The 15,581-nt window shown below is 51.6% G+C and carries 9 protein-coding genes and 4 pseudogenes; 4 read left to right on the top strand and 9 right to left on the bottom strand.

What is annotated here, in order from left to right; all coding sequences use genetic code 11:
• The first annotated feature begins 40 nt into the window (after positions 1-40).
• Together BJQ97_RS18160 and BJQ97_RS06040 are read left to right on the top strand one after the other, a co-directional pair.
• Positions 41-247 (top strand): sigma factor-like helix-turn-helix DNA-binding protein, encoded by a 207-nt coding sequence (locus BJQ97_RS18160; protein WP_407066439.1) that lies wholly within the window; start codon positions 41-43, stop codon positions 245-247.
• A gap of 176 nt (positions 248-423) precedes the next feature.
• Positions 424-1,791, top strand: a pseudogene (locus BJQ97_RS06040) (IS1634 family transposase); the annotation flags it as partial.
• A 9-nt stretch (positions 1,792-1,800) separates the two neighbouring features.
• Here the strand turns inward: BJQ97_RS06040 and istB are convergent.
• Both istB and istA read right to left on the bottom strand, forming a co-directional pair.
• Positions 1,801-2,554 (bottom strand): annotated as a pseudogene (gene istB / locus BJQ97_RS06035) (IS21-like element helper ATPase IstB).
• Entirely contained in the window at positions 2,526-4,055 is a 1,530-nt protein-coding gene (gene istA, locus BJQ97_RS06030) for an IS21 family transposase (protein WP_160155890.1), read from the bottom strand. Before istA ends, istB begins: the two are co-directional and overlap by 29 nt.
• A gap of 135 nt (positions 4,056-4,190) precedes the next feature.
• Between istA and BJQ97_RS06025 the strand changes: the two are divergent.
• Positions 4,191-4,553: pseudogene (locus BJQ97_RS06025) on the top strand (IS1634 family transposase); the annotation flags it as partial.
• Positions 4,554-5,119: 566 nt separating this feature from the next.
• Here BJQ97_RS06025 and BJQ97_RS06020 read toward each other — a convergent pair.
• Genes BJQ97_RS06020 through BJQ97_RS06010 form a run of 3 tightly spaced genes read right to left on the bottom strand, consistent with a single transcriptional unit; the run spans position 5,120 to position 7,412 of the window.
• Complete coding sequence (locus BJQ97_RS06020) at positions 5,120-5,866, bottom strand: hypothetical protein (RefSeq protein WP_160155889.1); 747 nt, start codon at positions 5,864-5,866, stop codon at positions 5,120-5,122.
• 13 nt (positions 5,867-5,879) lie between these two features.
• Positions 5,880-6,218, bottom strand: a complete 339-nt coding sequence (locus BJQ97_RS06015; RefSeq protein ID WP_160155888.1) for a hypothetical protein — start codon at positions 6,216-6,218, stop codon at positions 5,880-5,882.
• A gap of 12 nt (positions 6,219-6,230) precedes the next feature.
• Positions 6,231-7,412: a hypothetical protein gene (locus BJQ97_RS06010; protein ID WP_160155887.1), complete on the bottom strand. Its 1,182-nt coding sequence runs from the start codon at positions 7,410-7,412 to the stop codon at positions 6,231-6,233.
• 198 nt (positions 7,413-7,610) lie between these two features.
• On the opposite strand from BJQ97_RS06010, the pseudogene tnpC reads away from it, so the two are divergent.
• Positions 7,611-9,068, top strand: a pseudogene (gene tnpC / locus BJQ97_RS06005) (IS66 family transposase).
• Between the two features lie 260 nt (positions 9,069-9,328).
• Here tnpC and BJQ97_RS06000 read toward each other — a convergent pair.
• From BJQ97_RS06000 to BJQ97_RS05985, 4 genes are read right to left on the bottom strand one after another with little or no spacing between them, the layout of a single operon-like run.
• A complete protein-coding gene (locus BJQ97_RS06000) occupies positions 9,329-9,766 on the bottom strand; it encodes a BrxA/BrxB family bacilliredoxin (protein ID WP_011231850.1) in 438 nt (145 codons plus the stop codon).
• Positions 9,767-9,798: 32 nt separating this feature from the next.
• Positions 9,799-10,947: a methylmalonyl Co-A mutase-associated GTPase MeaB gene (gene meaB / locus BJQ97_RS05995; protein ID WP_160155886.1), complete on the bottom strand. Its 1,149-nt coding sequence runs from the start codon at positions 10,945-10,947 to the stop codon at positions 9,799-9,801.
• A complete protein-coding gene (scpA, locus tag BJQ97_RS05990; protein WP_160155885.1) occupies positions 10,944-13,139 on the bottom strand; it encodes a methylmalonyl-CoA mutase in 2,196 nt (731 codons plus the stop codon). Before scpA ends, meaB begins: the two co-directional genes overlap by 4 nt.
• Positions 13,123-15,171: a methylmalonyl-CoA mutase family protein gene (locus tag BJQ97_RS05985; protein WP_160155884.1), complete on the bottom strand. Its 2,049-nt coding sequence runs from the start codon at positions 15,169-15,171 to the stop codon at positions 13,123-13,125. The genes scpA and BJQ97_RS05985 overlap by 17 nt, the downstream gene beginning before the upstream one ends.
• Between the last annotated feature and the right edge of the window lie 410 nt (positions 15,172-15,581).

Raw genomic sequence — 15,581 nt, 5'->3', positions numbered from 1 at the left:
TGAAAGTGCTTAAACTTTTCATCAGAGGGAGAGAAAAAGGATGATCAAGATGGCTCAATTTCATCATATCAAATTCTTGCATGAGGTAGAAGGGCTATCCCAACGACAAATTGCTCAAAAATTAGGGATTTCAAGAAATACCGTAAGCAAATATCTAAAACAGAATGAGGCTCCAACCACCATTCATCGGCAGAAACACTATCATGGAAAGGAGTATTCCGATGAAACAAAGCGAGTTGTAAATTAGCAAATTATTTCAGAATCCCTTTTTCAAATTATTTCAGATGGATTCCGAAATAATGTGCAAAATTTTTGCGGATTATCTCACATTTCGCACCCTCCCGACGAAAATCGGGAGGATTTTTTCATCCCGATGTCGAATAGGTCCTTGGTACACAAGGAATGCAAAGGAGTTTCCACACCATGGACGTTCGAATTCGTGCTATTTATGAAAGTTCCTATTTGAATATAATAAGCGCCATCTTCAAGGATCTTGGCCTCCCCCAGCTGATTGACCGGCTGGTTCCGGTGGATCCCCAATGCCAAACCCGAGCCAGCGATGTGGTCTGGCTGCTCATCCTGGATATCTTGAGCGGCCGTCAAGCGCTGGTTCATTTGGAACGATGGGCGCATGAAATCGATTTGCCCAAGCTGATCCGGCCGGGGCTCCAGCCTTCTTGGTTCAATGACGATGCCATCGCCCGCCATCTGGATCGCCTGTATGATGCCAACATCCATCAAGTCATTTCGGCTTGCCTTGTGCAGATCTACAAGGAGGAAGGCATCCCCCTTCGGGTGTTCCATGCCGATACGACCGATGTATCGGTTTACGGCACGTATGAATCGGCCTCGCCGGATACCCTGCATATTGCCCATGGCTACAACCGGCAACACCATTGGCAAAAGCAGATCGGCTTCGGACTGATCGGCAACGAGGATGGCGTTCCTTTTTATGGAGATGTGCACGACGGCAACCTGCCGGACAAAACGTGGAATCCCGAGGTGCTGTCCCGTGTCCATGAGCAGCTGAAGCAAGCGAAGATCGAGGACGAATGGATTTATGTGGCGGATTCCGCCGTGATGACGAAGGACACGCTGGCGCAAACGAAAGCGGCGAACGCCTTTTTGATCACCAGAGGCCCTTCGTCGCTCCGGATCGTGAAAACCGTGCTGGCGCAAGCCGATGCCAGGGACACGACGTGGAGCGATCCATTTTCGCTGGCGGAGAAAAACGGCGCCACGTATCGGGTATGGGAAACGACATCGACGTATGAAGGACATCCGGTTCGACTGGTCGTCGTCGAATCGAGTGCCCTCGACCAACGGAAAGGAAAGACGCTCGAAAAAGAACGAGCACAAGAAGCGGAGCTTCTTGCGCAGGAACAAGCCCGTTGGGAGCGCCACCCGTTTTCGTGCCGGGAAGACGCCGAACAAGCCTTGGCATCCCTCAAGGCATCCCTTCGTCCCCGGTTCCATCGAGTGGAGGCCGTCGTCGAAGAGATCGTGCGTCCGAAAAAACGGCGCGGACGGCCGAAAAAAGGGGCGGAACCGGAAATGGAGACGCTGTACACCCTTCGCCTGAGCGTGGAATTCGACCAAGACGCGTGGGAACAGGCGAGACGGAAAGCGTCCCGGTTTGTTCTCGTCACGACGGTGCCGGAGGAATGGAAGGACCGACGAATGGACGCGAAAGAGATCTTGAAGCTGTATAAAGGGCAGATCTCGGTGGAAATGTGTTTTTTGCAAGCAAAAAATGCAGAGAAGTGCAAGAAAAAATACATAGGCTTGCCAGCTCAAGACTTAAGGTTCCAGACCGGGGGAAGAGGGACGGCTGGATCGCGGAGAGAGCGTTCCGCAGTCGATAGCTCTCTCCCGTAAAGGCCAGGATGTGGGCATGGTGAACCAAGCGATCCACCAGCGCAGCTGTCAAGCGGTTGTCCCCAAACACCCGATTCCACTGTCCAAATTCCAGATTCGACGTCACGATGACGCTTTTTCGCACATAACAGTCGGCGATAATATGAAACAACAGCTCCGATCCTTGCTTTTGAAACGGCACATAGCCGAGTTCATCCAATATCAACAGTTCGCACGCATCGATGCTTCGTTTCAGCCGCCCGAGCGTGCCATTTTTCAATGCCTCTTCCAGCTGGGCGACGAGATCCGCAACGCGGAAAAACCGAACCTCATGGCCTTGTTGGCACGCCTGGATGCCGAGCGCTGTGGCGAGATGGGTTTTTCCTGTCCCGGGCGAGCCTAAAAGCAGAACGTTTTGTTTTCGCTCCAAAAAGCGAAGGTCACACAATTCCTTCTTCGATGTCGTGGTCGGCCAGTGGATGTGATCCGACCATTCGTAATCCTTCAGCCATTTCAACTCCCGAAACTTGGCTTTCTTGATCAGCCGGGCCTGTTTCGCCTGCTGGCGGCACGACAGCTCCAGCGCCAATACATCCCGCAAAAACTGTTCTTTCGTTTCGAACATCACCTCCTCGAATCGATCCGCGATATAGGCCAAATGCAGGGCTTTACAAATCTCTTTCACCTCTGCTCTCATCCCTGGACACCCCTTCCCGAACAGGATGAAGACGTTGATCATACACCGTTAAGTCCGTTTCATAGTCGATCAGGACGGAAGGGGTGTACGATTCTTTCCACTTGGCCGGGTAATGGGATTGCTCGGCTTCCATCAACACCCCGATTTCATGAGGAGCCAAGTCCCATCGCTGGTTCTCATCGAGCCACTGGGCGATTTCATAAAGCGTGCAACGATCCAACAGCGCTCGCAGCCCTTTCAAACGGGCCGCCACCTGGGGCGGGGTGCCAGCCAGATACGTTCGGATCGCTTCCGGCAAGTACGCCCCGTATCGGGAATGCCCGACAACCTGGGGTTTGGTCTCCCACTCAGCGAAAATCTCTTTCCAAGGGATCTCGCGTTTCACGTTCGTATACGGCCTTGGCATCTCAAGATGTATGCCTCCGTCAGGAGAGAGCACAAAGAAACGATCCCACTCTTTTTTCACCAATACCCGGTTGGGGACGGACAGGCCATGGACGACGAACGCCTTCCCATCCACCATCACTTCTCCGTACTTATTCACGTAAGCGTGATCGAGGGAGAAGATCGGAAGATCTTGTTCCGGCAACGCCAACAGCTCCGGCCGCTCTTCCTGCCATAGCTCCTCTATCAACCGCCCCTTTTCATAATGAGGGCGGTTTCGGTCCTCGACCATCTTGCGATGCAGCCACTCCACCAGCTCCGGATCCGACTCGATCAACGGAGCCGGGACGAAACAAAGGTTGCGAGTGTAATAGACTTTTCGCTCCGCATTTCCTTTCTCATGTCCGCTGTATGGATTGCACACTTGTACATCAAACCGATAGTAGAGTTGAAATTTCTCAAAAGCCTCGGTGAATTGGCGTTCTCCCCCTTTTCGAATCGACACGATGGCCGCGGACAAATTGTCAATGCGCAATGCCTTTGGCACTCCCCCAGCCTGACGAAACAGCTGCGTCAACCCATGGAGGAAGCATTCACTGTTTTCCGCCGGCAGCGGATAAGCAAACGCAGCGTTGCTATACGGGAAGCTTACGATCAAAACCGATCGTTCTTCTTCCTTCCCCTCCTTCGTCACCACCGTCATCTTCCCGAAATCCACCTGCGCCTCGCCTGGCGGGTGCTCAAGTCGTTCATAGCGCTGTTCTTTCTCGAGTTTGAGCTGCGGTCTTCGTTTTTGCACGTACGCGCAAACGGTGCGATACGAGCCTTGAAATCCATGGTCACGACAAAGCGCTTCAAACATCGTCTTGTTCGTTCGCCGTTGTTTTCTCGGCAGCTTGGCATCCTCCTCCAACCAGTCATCAATGATTTGCCCGTATCCTTCTTCCTCCATCATCCCCTTTTTGCGTTTGATGGTTGGTTGGACAGAAATGCCGCCATCCGCGTATTTCTTGACCGTTCTCCAGTTATATCCCGTTTCGCGGGAAATTTCCGCAATCGATAACCCTTTCTTTTCACGCAGTTTTCTGATACGATTCATTTCGGGCATTGCCAGCATCCTTTCGCTCCTCCACTGTTTGGTTTATGTGTTCACAACTTCCACAGTAGAGGAAATGTTAGGGGCTGGCAAGCCTTTTTTCTTTGCCTTAGGCTCTGCACGTTTCGTTGCAGAACTCTGTATTTTTATTTTGCACTAAACATGGAAATGAACTTCTCCTTCCTGAAAGATCCGTTCTTTACGGACGAGATTTACGTGAAAAAACCGGAACGAGTGGCGGTGTTGGGCTATTTGTTTCTCCTCGCATTGGCCATTTACCGCGTCTTCCAGCGCCGGGTGCGTCAGTTTATTACGCCGGAGTGCCCGTTAAAGGGCGCAGGAGGCCGCAAGCTGACCCGTCCGACCGGGCAGGCGATTTTTCAGTTGTTCTGGTATGTGAAAGTCGTCCTGTTGGAGCTGCCGGATGGGCAAATCCAACGCGCGTTAGGGAAACCGCTCACCTACGAGCAGCGAAGGATTCTGCAAGAGTTGGGAATGGACGAAAGCATTTACGTCTAATCTCATAAGGAACGATGAGCGATGGTAAAAAAAGGATTGCCATCGCTTGTTGTGTTGGCTCAAAAAATATTTTAAAAAAATGAATAAAAAATCCTTTGTTTCTGCACTACTGGGGTGCGAAATGTGAGATCCGTATACGTTTGAATGTCAATGCCAAAGTCGTGAAACTGGATCACACTTCCTTCCCCTCATTGAAACGAATGGAAATCTTTGTCCGAAACAATTCACAAAAAATTTAGCACATTCCTTCAGAAAAGGGGAGAGGGCTTTCTGAAAGAATGTGCAAAAAAATGGGCGTTTTGTGCTGAAATAAAATGATAATTTACACCTATCTTTCTTGCGCCATGGAAAGAGTAAGGGGTTATAGAAAAAGATGGATAAAGAATCATCACAGAGTGAACTGTCTTTTTTATCTTTTAATAATACAGGATATTCCGTCTTATTAGTGTGCTGGCATACCCTATTGAAACGCAGAAACCTTGACATTTAGGTAATGACGTTTATGCAATGTTAGTGATAAATGGGAAATAATCATCTAGCTATTTAGATGACCATTTCCCACACGTTCATTCTAATCCAATAGACAAAATTTGTTTCTTTTCATCAAAGTGGTCGTATTTAAATACGGCCGTAAAACCGTCCATTTCATAACTAAAATAATCCTCACTGTACAGATTATCACCGGAATCATCATAATAGTCAGGTTCTCCAAATTTATTGATGACATCTTCGTATGTCATATTAGGTAAATTAATAAGATTTATTTCGTTTATCACTTCTTCTCCTTCATCATTAAGCGTGTAGCCCAAGCAAAATTTGTCATATTCAAGATAAGGAGTATCATCACTTTCCGGTGTTCCCTCATGTTGTGTTTTTGGTTCTCCTAGAACGGAAATCGCTTCTTCCACTTTGGCATTTCGTAATGAGATAAGTTGTTCTATATGCCCGTCCGCCAACTCACTTAGGTATTGATAAATATCATCACCGTTTTCATTTATTTGTTCAGAATTATCTTGTAAACTGGTCTCAACATCACTTTCACTTATTGTGTTCTCTTCCAGCTGATTATTAGAAATATCTTCATTGTATTCCTCTGGTTCTTGGCTTGAAGCAACCTCCGCTGTACTATCTTCTGGTGTACTATCTTCTGCTATATTATCCTCTGCTATATTATCGTCTACTGTACTACCTTCCAATGTGATATCTTCACTTACATTGTCGGTATTATTTCTATTATCTTTGCTTACAACATATACGTTTAATACGATTGCGATTATTATAGTAACAAGTATTAAATATAAATGCCTTGGCATACTACACCCCAACCTACATGTCGATTAAATTTCTTAAAATCGTTACATCTATAGCATCGATGTTACCATCTTTATTAAAATCATAACCAAGTCGTTTTAAGGGACCACCCAATATGTCTTTTTCAAACTTATCAACCAATGAGTTTTTATTTAAATCTACTTCGTATTCGTCCGGTAACGGTAAACCTACTAAGTCTAATTCGAATTTATCACCTATACCGACAATTCCCGCTAAATCCGTGTCTATTGAGTCTGGGATACCGTCGTTGTCCAAGTCTGTCGTCGCCAAATCCTTTTCATCAATCAGATTGTTTAAATCAATATCAAGGTCGTAAAAATCATCAAATGCCACTATCCTTCCCCCCTATTTCTCATTAAGAACTTTATCTAAGCTAATAAGACTCTTATACAGTTTGGCTCCTTGCCCTCTAACAAGGGAAACAAATGCATCTTTAAGTCTTCTTCCTACACTAGGGCGATAATCATACTGAAAATCAATAAATCCTTTATCCACAAGATTCTGAACCAACTTAATATATTCCTTTTCAGAAATATGTAATCCATATTTCTTAATATAATCATCAATTAAAAGAATAGCAGGGGTAAACCCTAATTTTCTTGAAATATTAGCAAAGCGAATCATTAACTCATCTTCTCCAAGACTATGGTATATTTCCGCCAAATAATAACATGCTTCCGCTTTAAATTGAGCGTCTTTAGCTTTTTCAGCTGCTGCACTAATATATTGAATAGCTAATCTAGTAAATTTCAATTCATCCTCTTCAGAATGCGCTAGTGTTGATAGCACATCATAATTTCGTCCGATAATGAGGAAATCTTCTGGAGAGACACCTCTTTCTGATATTCTTTTTTTAGCCAACATAATGGAGATTAAATGGCACTTTTCTGGTGTAATTACTCGTGAAGTCCCCTCTACGTACTTAATAGCATGTTGAATACCTATTGATGTCAATACACTGACAGGGTTCAAAGGAGCTTTTATCAGTCTATACCCAATAGAAAGAGACTTATTTGCTTTCATTGCCTTTCCGAAGAGAAGCCAATTTAAAGGGTTGGAAGGGTCTTTTTCCAATTGTTTAGCAAACTTATCAATCCCACTTATGCCCCGAATTATATCGCTAGGAGCTGTAATAACAGGCGTATCATTTAATTTAAAGGAATCGTCTATGCGGAGTTTTTGCTTAACAATATCCGCTCTAAAAAACACCCACTGTCTAAACAGTAACCAAATTACGATAAATGCTATTCCCCATATAGTAAAAATTAGAACACTACCTTTTTCAGATAAATGATTAGATTCTGCTATGTAAGCGCTTAGAGGTATCGATAATACGATAAATATAATCCCTATACTTAACAAACGACCAACAATAAAGCCACAGGCAGATATGATAAAGCAGAGTTGAGGAGGAATGCCGTTTCCTAATGCAACAAAACCACTCATAGCTCCCAATATTCCGCCTAATAATCGTGACACTCTCAAAAAATTACTGAATTTAACAATAAAAGGAGTTTTTTGAGCCATATGTACCCTCCTAACATGGAAAGAACCGAATTTATATTATAAATTTACCACAATTACACTTTTTTTGTTATGATGTTCTTATGGACATTGATAAATAGTAACTGTTCAGCCATTACATAGAAAAAGTTTACGAGATCGGGTTTATTTCTGCTCCCCTTGTCTATACTAGTACCATCCTAGACAAGGGAGGTGAACACAATGGCAAACGTTGTTTTTGATTTCCAACAAGCGGTCTTCACACTCGAAAGCATGGTGGCCAAAATCGAACACCAAGCCCAAACGATTGAAACACTCATCCGAGAAAACGAGCAGCTGCGTCAAGAAAACCAACAACTAAAAACACGTATCGCAGAATTAGAAGCCCGTACGAAAAAAAACAGTACGAACAGCCACTTACCGCCGTCCTCTGACCGGTTTGTGGCGAAATCCCCTTCTCGCCAACCGTCGCAGAAACAGCCGGGAGGGCAACCGGGGCACCGAGGAACGACGCTCCGTCAAGTCCCCAATCCTGACCACCGAGTCCTTCACCGCGTTACCCAATGCGAAGGATGTGGTCACTCTTTGGAAGAGGTCGTTCCTTTTCGAGTAGATATCCGCCAAGTGTTCGATCTCCCTGTGGCTCGAATGGAAGTGACTCAACATGAGCGGGAAATCAAGCGTTGTCCGGAATGCCGACTTGTCCAGCAGGCGGAGTTCCCTTTCTATGCAACCAATCATGTACAATATGGACCGGTCATCACTTCGCTCATTTTATACTGGAATCATGCGCAGTTGATCCCGTGCGAGCGTGTCACGGAGATGGTCAAAGCGCTAGTCGATCATTCGATGAGTGCAGGCACAGTCGTGAACATGACGAGACGATGGCTCCCTGTGTTCGAAGCAGCGCTCGAAGAGATCGAAGCGGCGTTGCTCGCTTCCAAGACGTTGCACGTCGATGAAACGAGCCTGCGTGTGAACAGAAAGAACCAATGGGTGCATGTGTCTTCTACTGCCAAGGTCACCTGATACGGGCTTCATCGTTCCCGTGGAAAGCAAGCGACGGACGACATCGGGCTCTTGCCACGGTACAAAGGAACGATGGTGCACGATGCGTATTCGGTGCACCCGATGTACACAGAGGCGAGCCATGCCCTTTGCCACGCCCATCATCTCCGGGAGCTTCGGGCATATACAGAACTTTACGGCCATTCATGGTCGAAAGAGATGACCGAAGCACTGTTGGAGATGAAACAGGCGGTGGAGAACGCGGGCGGAGCGCTGCCGGAGGAGGAAGTCCGGTATTGGGAAGCCGTGTACGACGAGCTTCTAGCGAATGGCCGCCGAGAACTCGAGGAACGTTGCCGACAAGGCAAGCATGAAGGCGTCCGCAACGCGCAGAATTTCATCCAGCGTCTAGAAAAGCGCAAGCAAGAAGCGCTTCTCTTCCTGAGAAAGAAAGAAGTGCCGTTTGACAACAACCAAGCCGAGCGCGATTTGCGGATGGTGAAAGTCAAACAAAAAATTTCTGGAACGTTTCGTCAGGAAGACGATGCCGAGGCTTTCTGTGTCATTCGCAGCGTCATTTCCACCCTGCAAAAACACGGAAAGCCGGTTTGGGAATCGTTGCAAAGACTTCTAAGTGGGGAGTCTCTCCAAACGATTCTCCATTCCTCCTAGGGCATTTTCGATACGGGAAATGCCCTATTGGTGCTGAATTCTGAAAATCTCACTAGTATTGGGCTGAATGGATACCTTTTTTTAGTTTTTGGTTTTTGATAGAAACAAGAGAAAAAGTTGATCGCAAGAGAAAGCCTGCTAAAATGATGATCATATGCACTGCTGTTTGCCTGTCTCTGATCTCTTTAAAATTATATTATCACAAACAATAATGGCCATGCAAAAACCCGAAGTCCCTTTTCGAACTTCGGGTTCTCCTTTCACACTTCCTCACAATATTCATCAAACAGCGCCTGCAGCTTTTGCACGACAGCGACCGGCTCGTGCCCTTCGATGTCGTGGCGGTGCAGCATGGCGCACAATTTCCCGTCTTTTAACAAGGCGAACGACGGCGAGGATGGCGGCTCGCCGACAAAGTATTCGCGTGCACGGGCCGTTGCTTCTTTGTCTTGGCCGGCAAAGACGGTCACCAAATGGTCCGGGCGCTTGTCGTAATGAACCGCGTGGGCTGCTGCCGGACGGGCGATGCCGCCAGCGCAGCCGCACACGGAGTTGATGAGGACAAGCGTTGTGCCCGGACGGCGGAACGCCGCATCGACGTCTTCCGGCGTGCGCAGCTCTTCAAATCCGGCTTCGACCGCTTCACGCCGCGCTTGTTCGACGATGTCGTTATAGAGCGGAAATTGGAATTGAAACATTGTGACACCTCCTGTGATTTACGTTTATCATATCATATTTGATCGTCGATCCTCCGTTCATACGCTTCGATCAGCTCGCGGACGGCGGCGGTGACCGGCTTGGCGCCGGAAATGACGCTGTTCTCAAGCATCGGGAGCTTTTCTTTCACGATTGGGTCGGCGAAAAAGCGCGTTTCTACATATTCTTTGATCATGGCGTGCATCCAGTCTTTTTGCTGCTGGCGGCGGCGGTCGAAAAACACGCCCGATTGCTTCGTCGTCTCAACGAACGTTTGAATGACACGCCACATGTCGGCGATCCCTTCACCGAACAGCGCCGAGCACGTGTACGCTTTCGTCTCCCAGCCGGGCGTGGCCGGGCGGAGGTAATGGAGAAACTGGTTGTATTCTTTTTGCGCCGCCCGCGCTTTTTCTTTATTATCGCCGTCCGCCTTGTTGATGACGATGGCGTCCACCAGCTCCATGATGCCGCGCTTCATCCCTTGCAGCTCGTCGCCGGCGCCGGTTAACGCCAAGAGGAGGAAAAAGTCGACCATCCCGCGAACGACAAACTCACTTTGCCCGACGCCGACCGTCTCAACCAAAATGATGTCATAGCCAGCTGCTTCGCACAGCATCATCGTCTCGCGCGTTTTCCGGTGCACGCCGCCAAGCGCCCCACCGGATGGAGATGGGCGGATGAAGGCGTGCGGATGGCGGGCGAGCGCCTCCATCCGCGTTTTGTCGCCAAGGATGCTGCCGCCGGTCAACGAACTCGTCGGGTCGACGGCCAAGACGGCGACGCGATGCCCCTGCTCGCATAAAAACGTGCCGAACGCTTCAATGAACGTGCTTTTTCCCGCCCCCGGCACGCCGGTGATGCCAATGCGGATCGAGCGGCCGACGTGCGGCAACAGTTCATTTAACACTTGTTGAGCCAAATCGATATGACGAGCCGCATTGCTTTCGACAAGCGTAATCGCCTGCGCCAATATCGTGCGGTCGCCGCCGAGCACTCCTTGAACGTATTCTTCGACCGACCGCTCTTTCCGTCTCACGACCCGCTTTGGCGCCGGTGGGCGCGGGGCTTGCACATACGACGACGCGCTTTCGCCATCCGCCCATTCCGGACGCCGCGGCTGCCCGTCCGAAGCTGCGCTCTGGCCGCTTTCCTGTTCCCGCCGTTTCTCTTCCCCGTTCATTGGTTCACTTCCTCATAGCCAAGCCGCGCGTAAATTTCATCCAACACTTTTTCCGCTGACTCCGGAATCACTGTGCCCGGCCCGAAGATGGCGGCGGCGCCGTGCTCATACAAAAACGCGTAGTCTTGCGGTGGAATGACGCCCCCGACAAAAACGAGAATGTCGCCGCGGCCGAGTTTTTCGAGCTCCGCAACAAGCTGCGGCACGAGCGTTTTATGTCCGCCGGCGAGCGAGCTGATGCCGACGGCGTGCACGTCGTTTTCGACCGCCTGGCGCGCCGTTTCTTCCGGCGTTTGAAAGAGCGGGCCGATGTCGACGTCAAACCCTAAATCGGCAAACGCTGTGGCGACGACTTTCGCCCCGCGGTCGTGCCCATCCTGCCCCATTTTCGCGATCAAGATGCGCGGGCGCCGCCCTTCAAGTTCCGCGAACTGCTCCACCCGCCGCTTCACCCGTTCCAGCTGCGCTTCGTTTTTGTATTCCGAGCTGTACACGCCGCTGATCGAGTGGATGGCAGCGCGATGGCGGTTCGCCACTTTTTCGATCGCGTACGAAATTTCCCCGAGCGTCGCCCGGACGCGCGCCGCTTGGACGGCCAACTCAAGCAAGTTCCCTTCGCCCGTTTCCGCCGCTTTCGTAATGGCGTCAAGCGCCGCTTCGACTTGCTCGTTGTCGCGCGTCGCCCTCAGCTCGTTCAGCCGCTCGATTTGCCGCTGGCGCACGGCTGTGTTGTCGACTTCCAAAATGTCGATCGGCTCTTCCTTTTCCGGACGGTATTTATTGACGCCGATGATCGTTTCCGCCCCCGAGTCGATGCGCGCTTGGCGGCGGGCCGCCGCTTCTTCGATGCGCATTTTCGGGATGCCCGTTTCAATGGCTTTCGCCATCCCGCCAAGGCTTTCGATTTCTTCGATATGCGCCCACGCCCGCTTCATCAATTCGTTCGTCAACGTCTCGACGTAATACGAACCGGCCCACGGGTCGATCGTCCGGCAAATGCCCGTTTCTTCCTGCAAGTACAGCTGCGTATTGCGGGCGATGCGCGCCGAAAAATCGGTCGGCAAGGCGATCGCTTCATCCAAGGCGTTCGTATGGAGCGACTGCGTATGCCCCATCGCCGCCGCGTGCGCCTCGATGAGCGTACGCACGACGTTGTTGAACGGATCTTGCTCGGTCAAGCTCCAGCCCGACGTTTGCGAATGCGTTCTTAGAGCGAGTGATTTCGGATTTTTCGGGTGGAACGTTTTCATCATTTTCGCCCACATGAGGCGCGCCGCCCGCATTTTCGCCACTTCCATAAAGTAGTTCATGCCGATCGCCCAGAAAAACGACAGCCTTGGCGCGAACGAGTCGATGTCAATGCCCGCTTTCAAGCCGGTGCGCACGTACTCAAGCCCGTCGGCGAGCGTGTACGCCAGCTCCAGATCAGCCGGCGCCCCGGCTTCCTGCATATGGTAGCCGGAGATGCTGATGCTGTTGAATTTCGGCATGTATTTCGCCGTATAGGCGAAAATGTCGGCGATGATGCGCATCGACATCTCCGGCGGGTAAATGTACGTGTTGCGCACCATATATTCTTTCAAAATATCGTTTTGGATTGTGCCCGACAGTTTGTCCTGCGTCACTCCCTGCTCCTCGGCCGTGACGATGTAAAACGCCATGATCGGGAGCACCGCCCCGTTCATCGTCATCGACACCGACATTTGGTCGAGCGGGATGCCGTCAAACAAAATTTTCATATCGAGCACCGAGTCGATGGCCACCCCCGCTTTGCCGACGTCGCCGACGACGCGCGGATGGTCGGAGTCATAGCCGCGGTGCGTCGCCAAGTCAAACGCGACCGACAATCCCTTTTGCCCCATCGCCAAGTTGCGCCGGTAAAACGCGTTGCTCTCCTCGGCGGTCGAAAAGCCGGCGTATTGGCGGATCGTCCACGGCCGCACGACATACATCGTCGGATACGGCCCGCGCAAGTACGGCGGCAAGCCGGGCATATAATCGAGAAAATCAAGCCCATCGATGTCTTCCTTTGTATAAAGCGGCTTCACCGCAATGTGCTCGTTCGTCTGAAACAAGAGCTCATCGATCGACGCTTGCACGCGCCGCTCCACCGCATCTCTCCACTGTTTCTCATCCACATCGGCCGCTATGGCGGAAAGCGGCATGTTGGTAAAATCAACGTACTTCGCCATCCAACGCCACCCCTCTTTCCGTGAGAAACGCCGCGACCACATCGTACGCGTTCGAACCGAGATGAATCGATCCGTCTACGCCGGCAGCAGCATACGTTTTTTCAAGCTCTTCCGGCGGTTTTCCGGCCACATACAGCTTCGCGTCCGGCTTGGCTTGCTTGAACGCCCCCGCCAACGCCGGGACGAACGCCGGGTAGTCGTCGTCGGCGCCGCACACGATATAATGCGTTCCGTTCGTGTTCCGCACCCATTCGACCGCTTCCTCGACCGAAGCGAAGCCGCCGCTCCGCTCGGCCGCCACCCCGCCGGCCGCAAACAGCCCGGCGATGAAATCGGCGCGCGCCTGATGGCGGACAAGCGGTCCGATATTGATCAAGTGAACGGAAAGCCGGATTCCCGTGCGTTCCGCATGCTTCTCGGCCGCCTTGCGCAGCCGCTCAAACGGCTCGGCCAAGCGCCATGCGCGAATCGGCGCAATGCGGATGGACGAGTTTTCGTCAGCGAAGGCCGCCGCGATTTCCCGAGCGGTTGCTCGGCGACGAGCCGCATCAATCGCCGCTTCCATCCACTTCCCGAAGGCAAGCGCGCTGCGAATATGAGCCACCCGCTTTTCCTCCAGCGGCGGCAACTCTTTCACCGCGGCTTGCGTCGGCTTTTCGATCGGCGTTTCCTCCAAATTGGCGTACACGTTCGTACCGACGATTTTTTCCTTCCGCGTCTTGACACGATCGAGCCGCCGCTTGGCGACCGCTTCCACTTCCGCCTGCACGAAGCCGTCTGCGAGCGCCTTTATCATGCCGCCTTGTTCCTGGACGCGCTGGAACAGCTTCCACGCTTCTTCGGCGAGTTTGGCGGTCAACGTTTCCACATAATATGAGCCGCCGGCCGGATCGATGACGTTCGCCATATGCGCCTCTTCAAGCAAAATGAGCTGCGTGTTGCGGGCGATGCGCCGCGAAAACTCATCAGGAAGACCGATCGCTTCGTCAAACGGCGACACGTGCACACCATCGGCGCCGCCGACAACAGCCGCAAACGCTTCCGCCGCCGCCCGCAGCATGTTCACATACGGGTCGTACACCGTTTTCGTAAACGGCGACGTGCGCACATATAGCTCGATCCGCCTTGCCGATTCACCGCCGCCAAACGCTTCGATCACTTGTGCAAACAACCGCCGCGCCGCCCGCAGCTTGGCGATTTCCATGAAAAAGTCGGCTCCGACCGCCAGCGACACTTGCATCCTTGTAGCGATGTCATCCACCGTCAACCCGCGGTCGAGCCCGGCGCGGATGTACTCGACCGCCGTCGCCAGCGCAAACGCCAGCTCCTGCACGGCGTTCGCCCCGCCGTTATGGTACGGCTCGCCGCGCACGAACATGGTGCGGACGGCAGGCATTTGTTCCTTCGCCCACTTCGTTGCTTCCACCATTTCATCATACAGCCGCGAAAGCGAACACGAAAGCGCCCCCTGTTCCGCCCACGCCCCGAGCGGATCCATGCCGATTGCGCCCCGTACGCTCGACAGCGGCACGCCCCGCTCCTTGAAATAAGCAGCGAGCAGCGCCAAAAACGGAAGCGACCGCTCCCCGGCGTCCACACGGAGCGAATGGCGGTCGAGCGGCACACCAGCAAACATCGACGCCACATCCTCAACCGACTCGACGGCAAACGGCAACCGCCCGAGAGCGAGATGGATTTCCGTCTGCCCCTTCTCCAAGTCGTGCTTGGCCGCCTCGTTCCATTCCGACGGGCTCGCCGCCGAAATCTCCTGGCTCACCTTCCACGGCCCGCCCCGATACCCTTCCGGACGCGCCCCGCGCACATAGCGGCCAAAGCCCGGGTATTGCTCAAGCGGGCCGAGCGCCTCCACATCGCGCCGCGTATAGAGCGGTTTCACCGCAATGTTTTCGTACGTCATCGATACAAGCCGATCGAGCGGCTTGCCTTTCAGCGACCTTTCCGCTTCCCGCTCCCACTCCTCGACCGTCGGAGCCGGAAACGCCGCCTCCTTCATCTTCGCGACATCGCTCATTTCCCCATCCCCTTTCGCGTCTTTCTTCCAAAAAAGAAACCGCTTTCGTTTTTTTGCCCACCTGAAGCCGTCAACGTCCGGAGATCGATCATGCCAAACGAACAGACGGCGCTTCCGTGGGAAAAAACGGGTTCTATGTTTATTGTAGTACATAGGCTGATTTTGGGCAATGAACAAAAAAACAGCGAAATGACTTGCCAAGGGCGTTGCATTTATACGGATTGGAACAGAAAGGCCAAGGAATCCCACAGCCTTTCAAAATGGTCGACATCGAAACGGGAAAACACCCGTGTGTTATATTCATCGAAGTATGGATGCCGCCATTTCGCCATGAAAAGGAAGAGGGCGTTGTTGCACGCTCTAATGAGCCTCCCTCGTCCCCCTCCAAATCGCCGCTTAGCGTAAATCTC

Source organism: Geobacillus sp. TFV-3, from assembly GCF_009901865.1.
GTDB lineage: Bacteria > Bacillota > Bacilli > Bacillales > Anoxybacillaceae > Geobacillus > Geobacillus thermoleovorans_A.
Note: the sequence above shows the minus strand (reverse complement) of the source record. Positions and strands in the feature narration are given on the sequence as shown.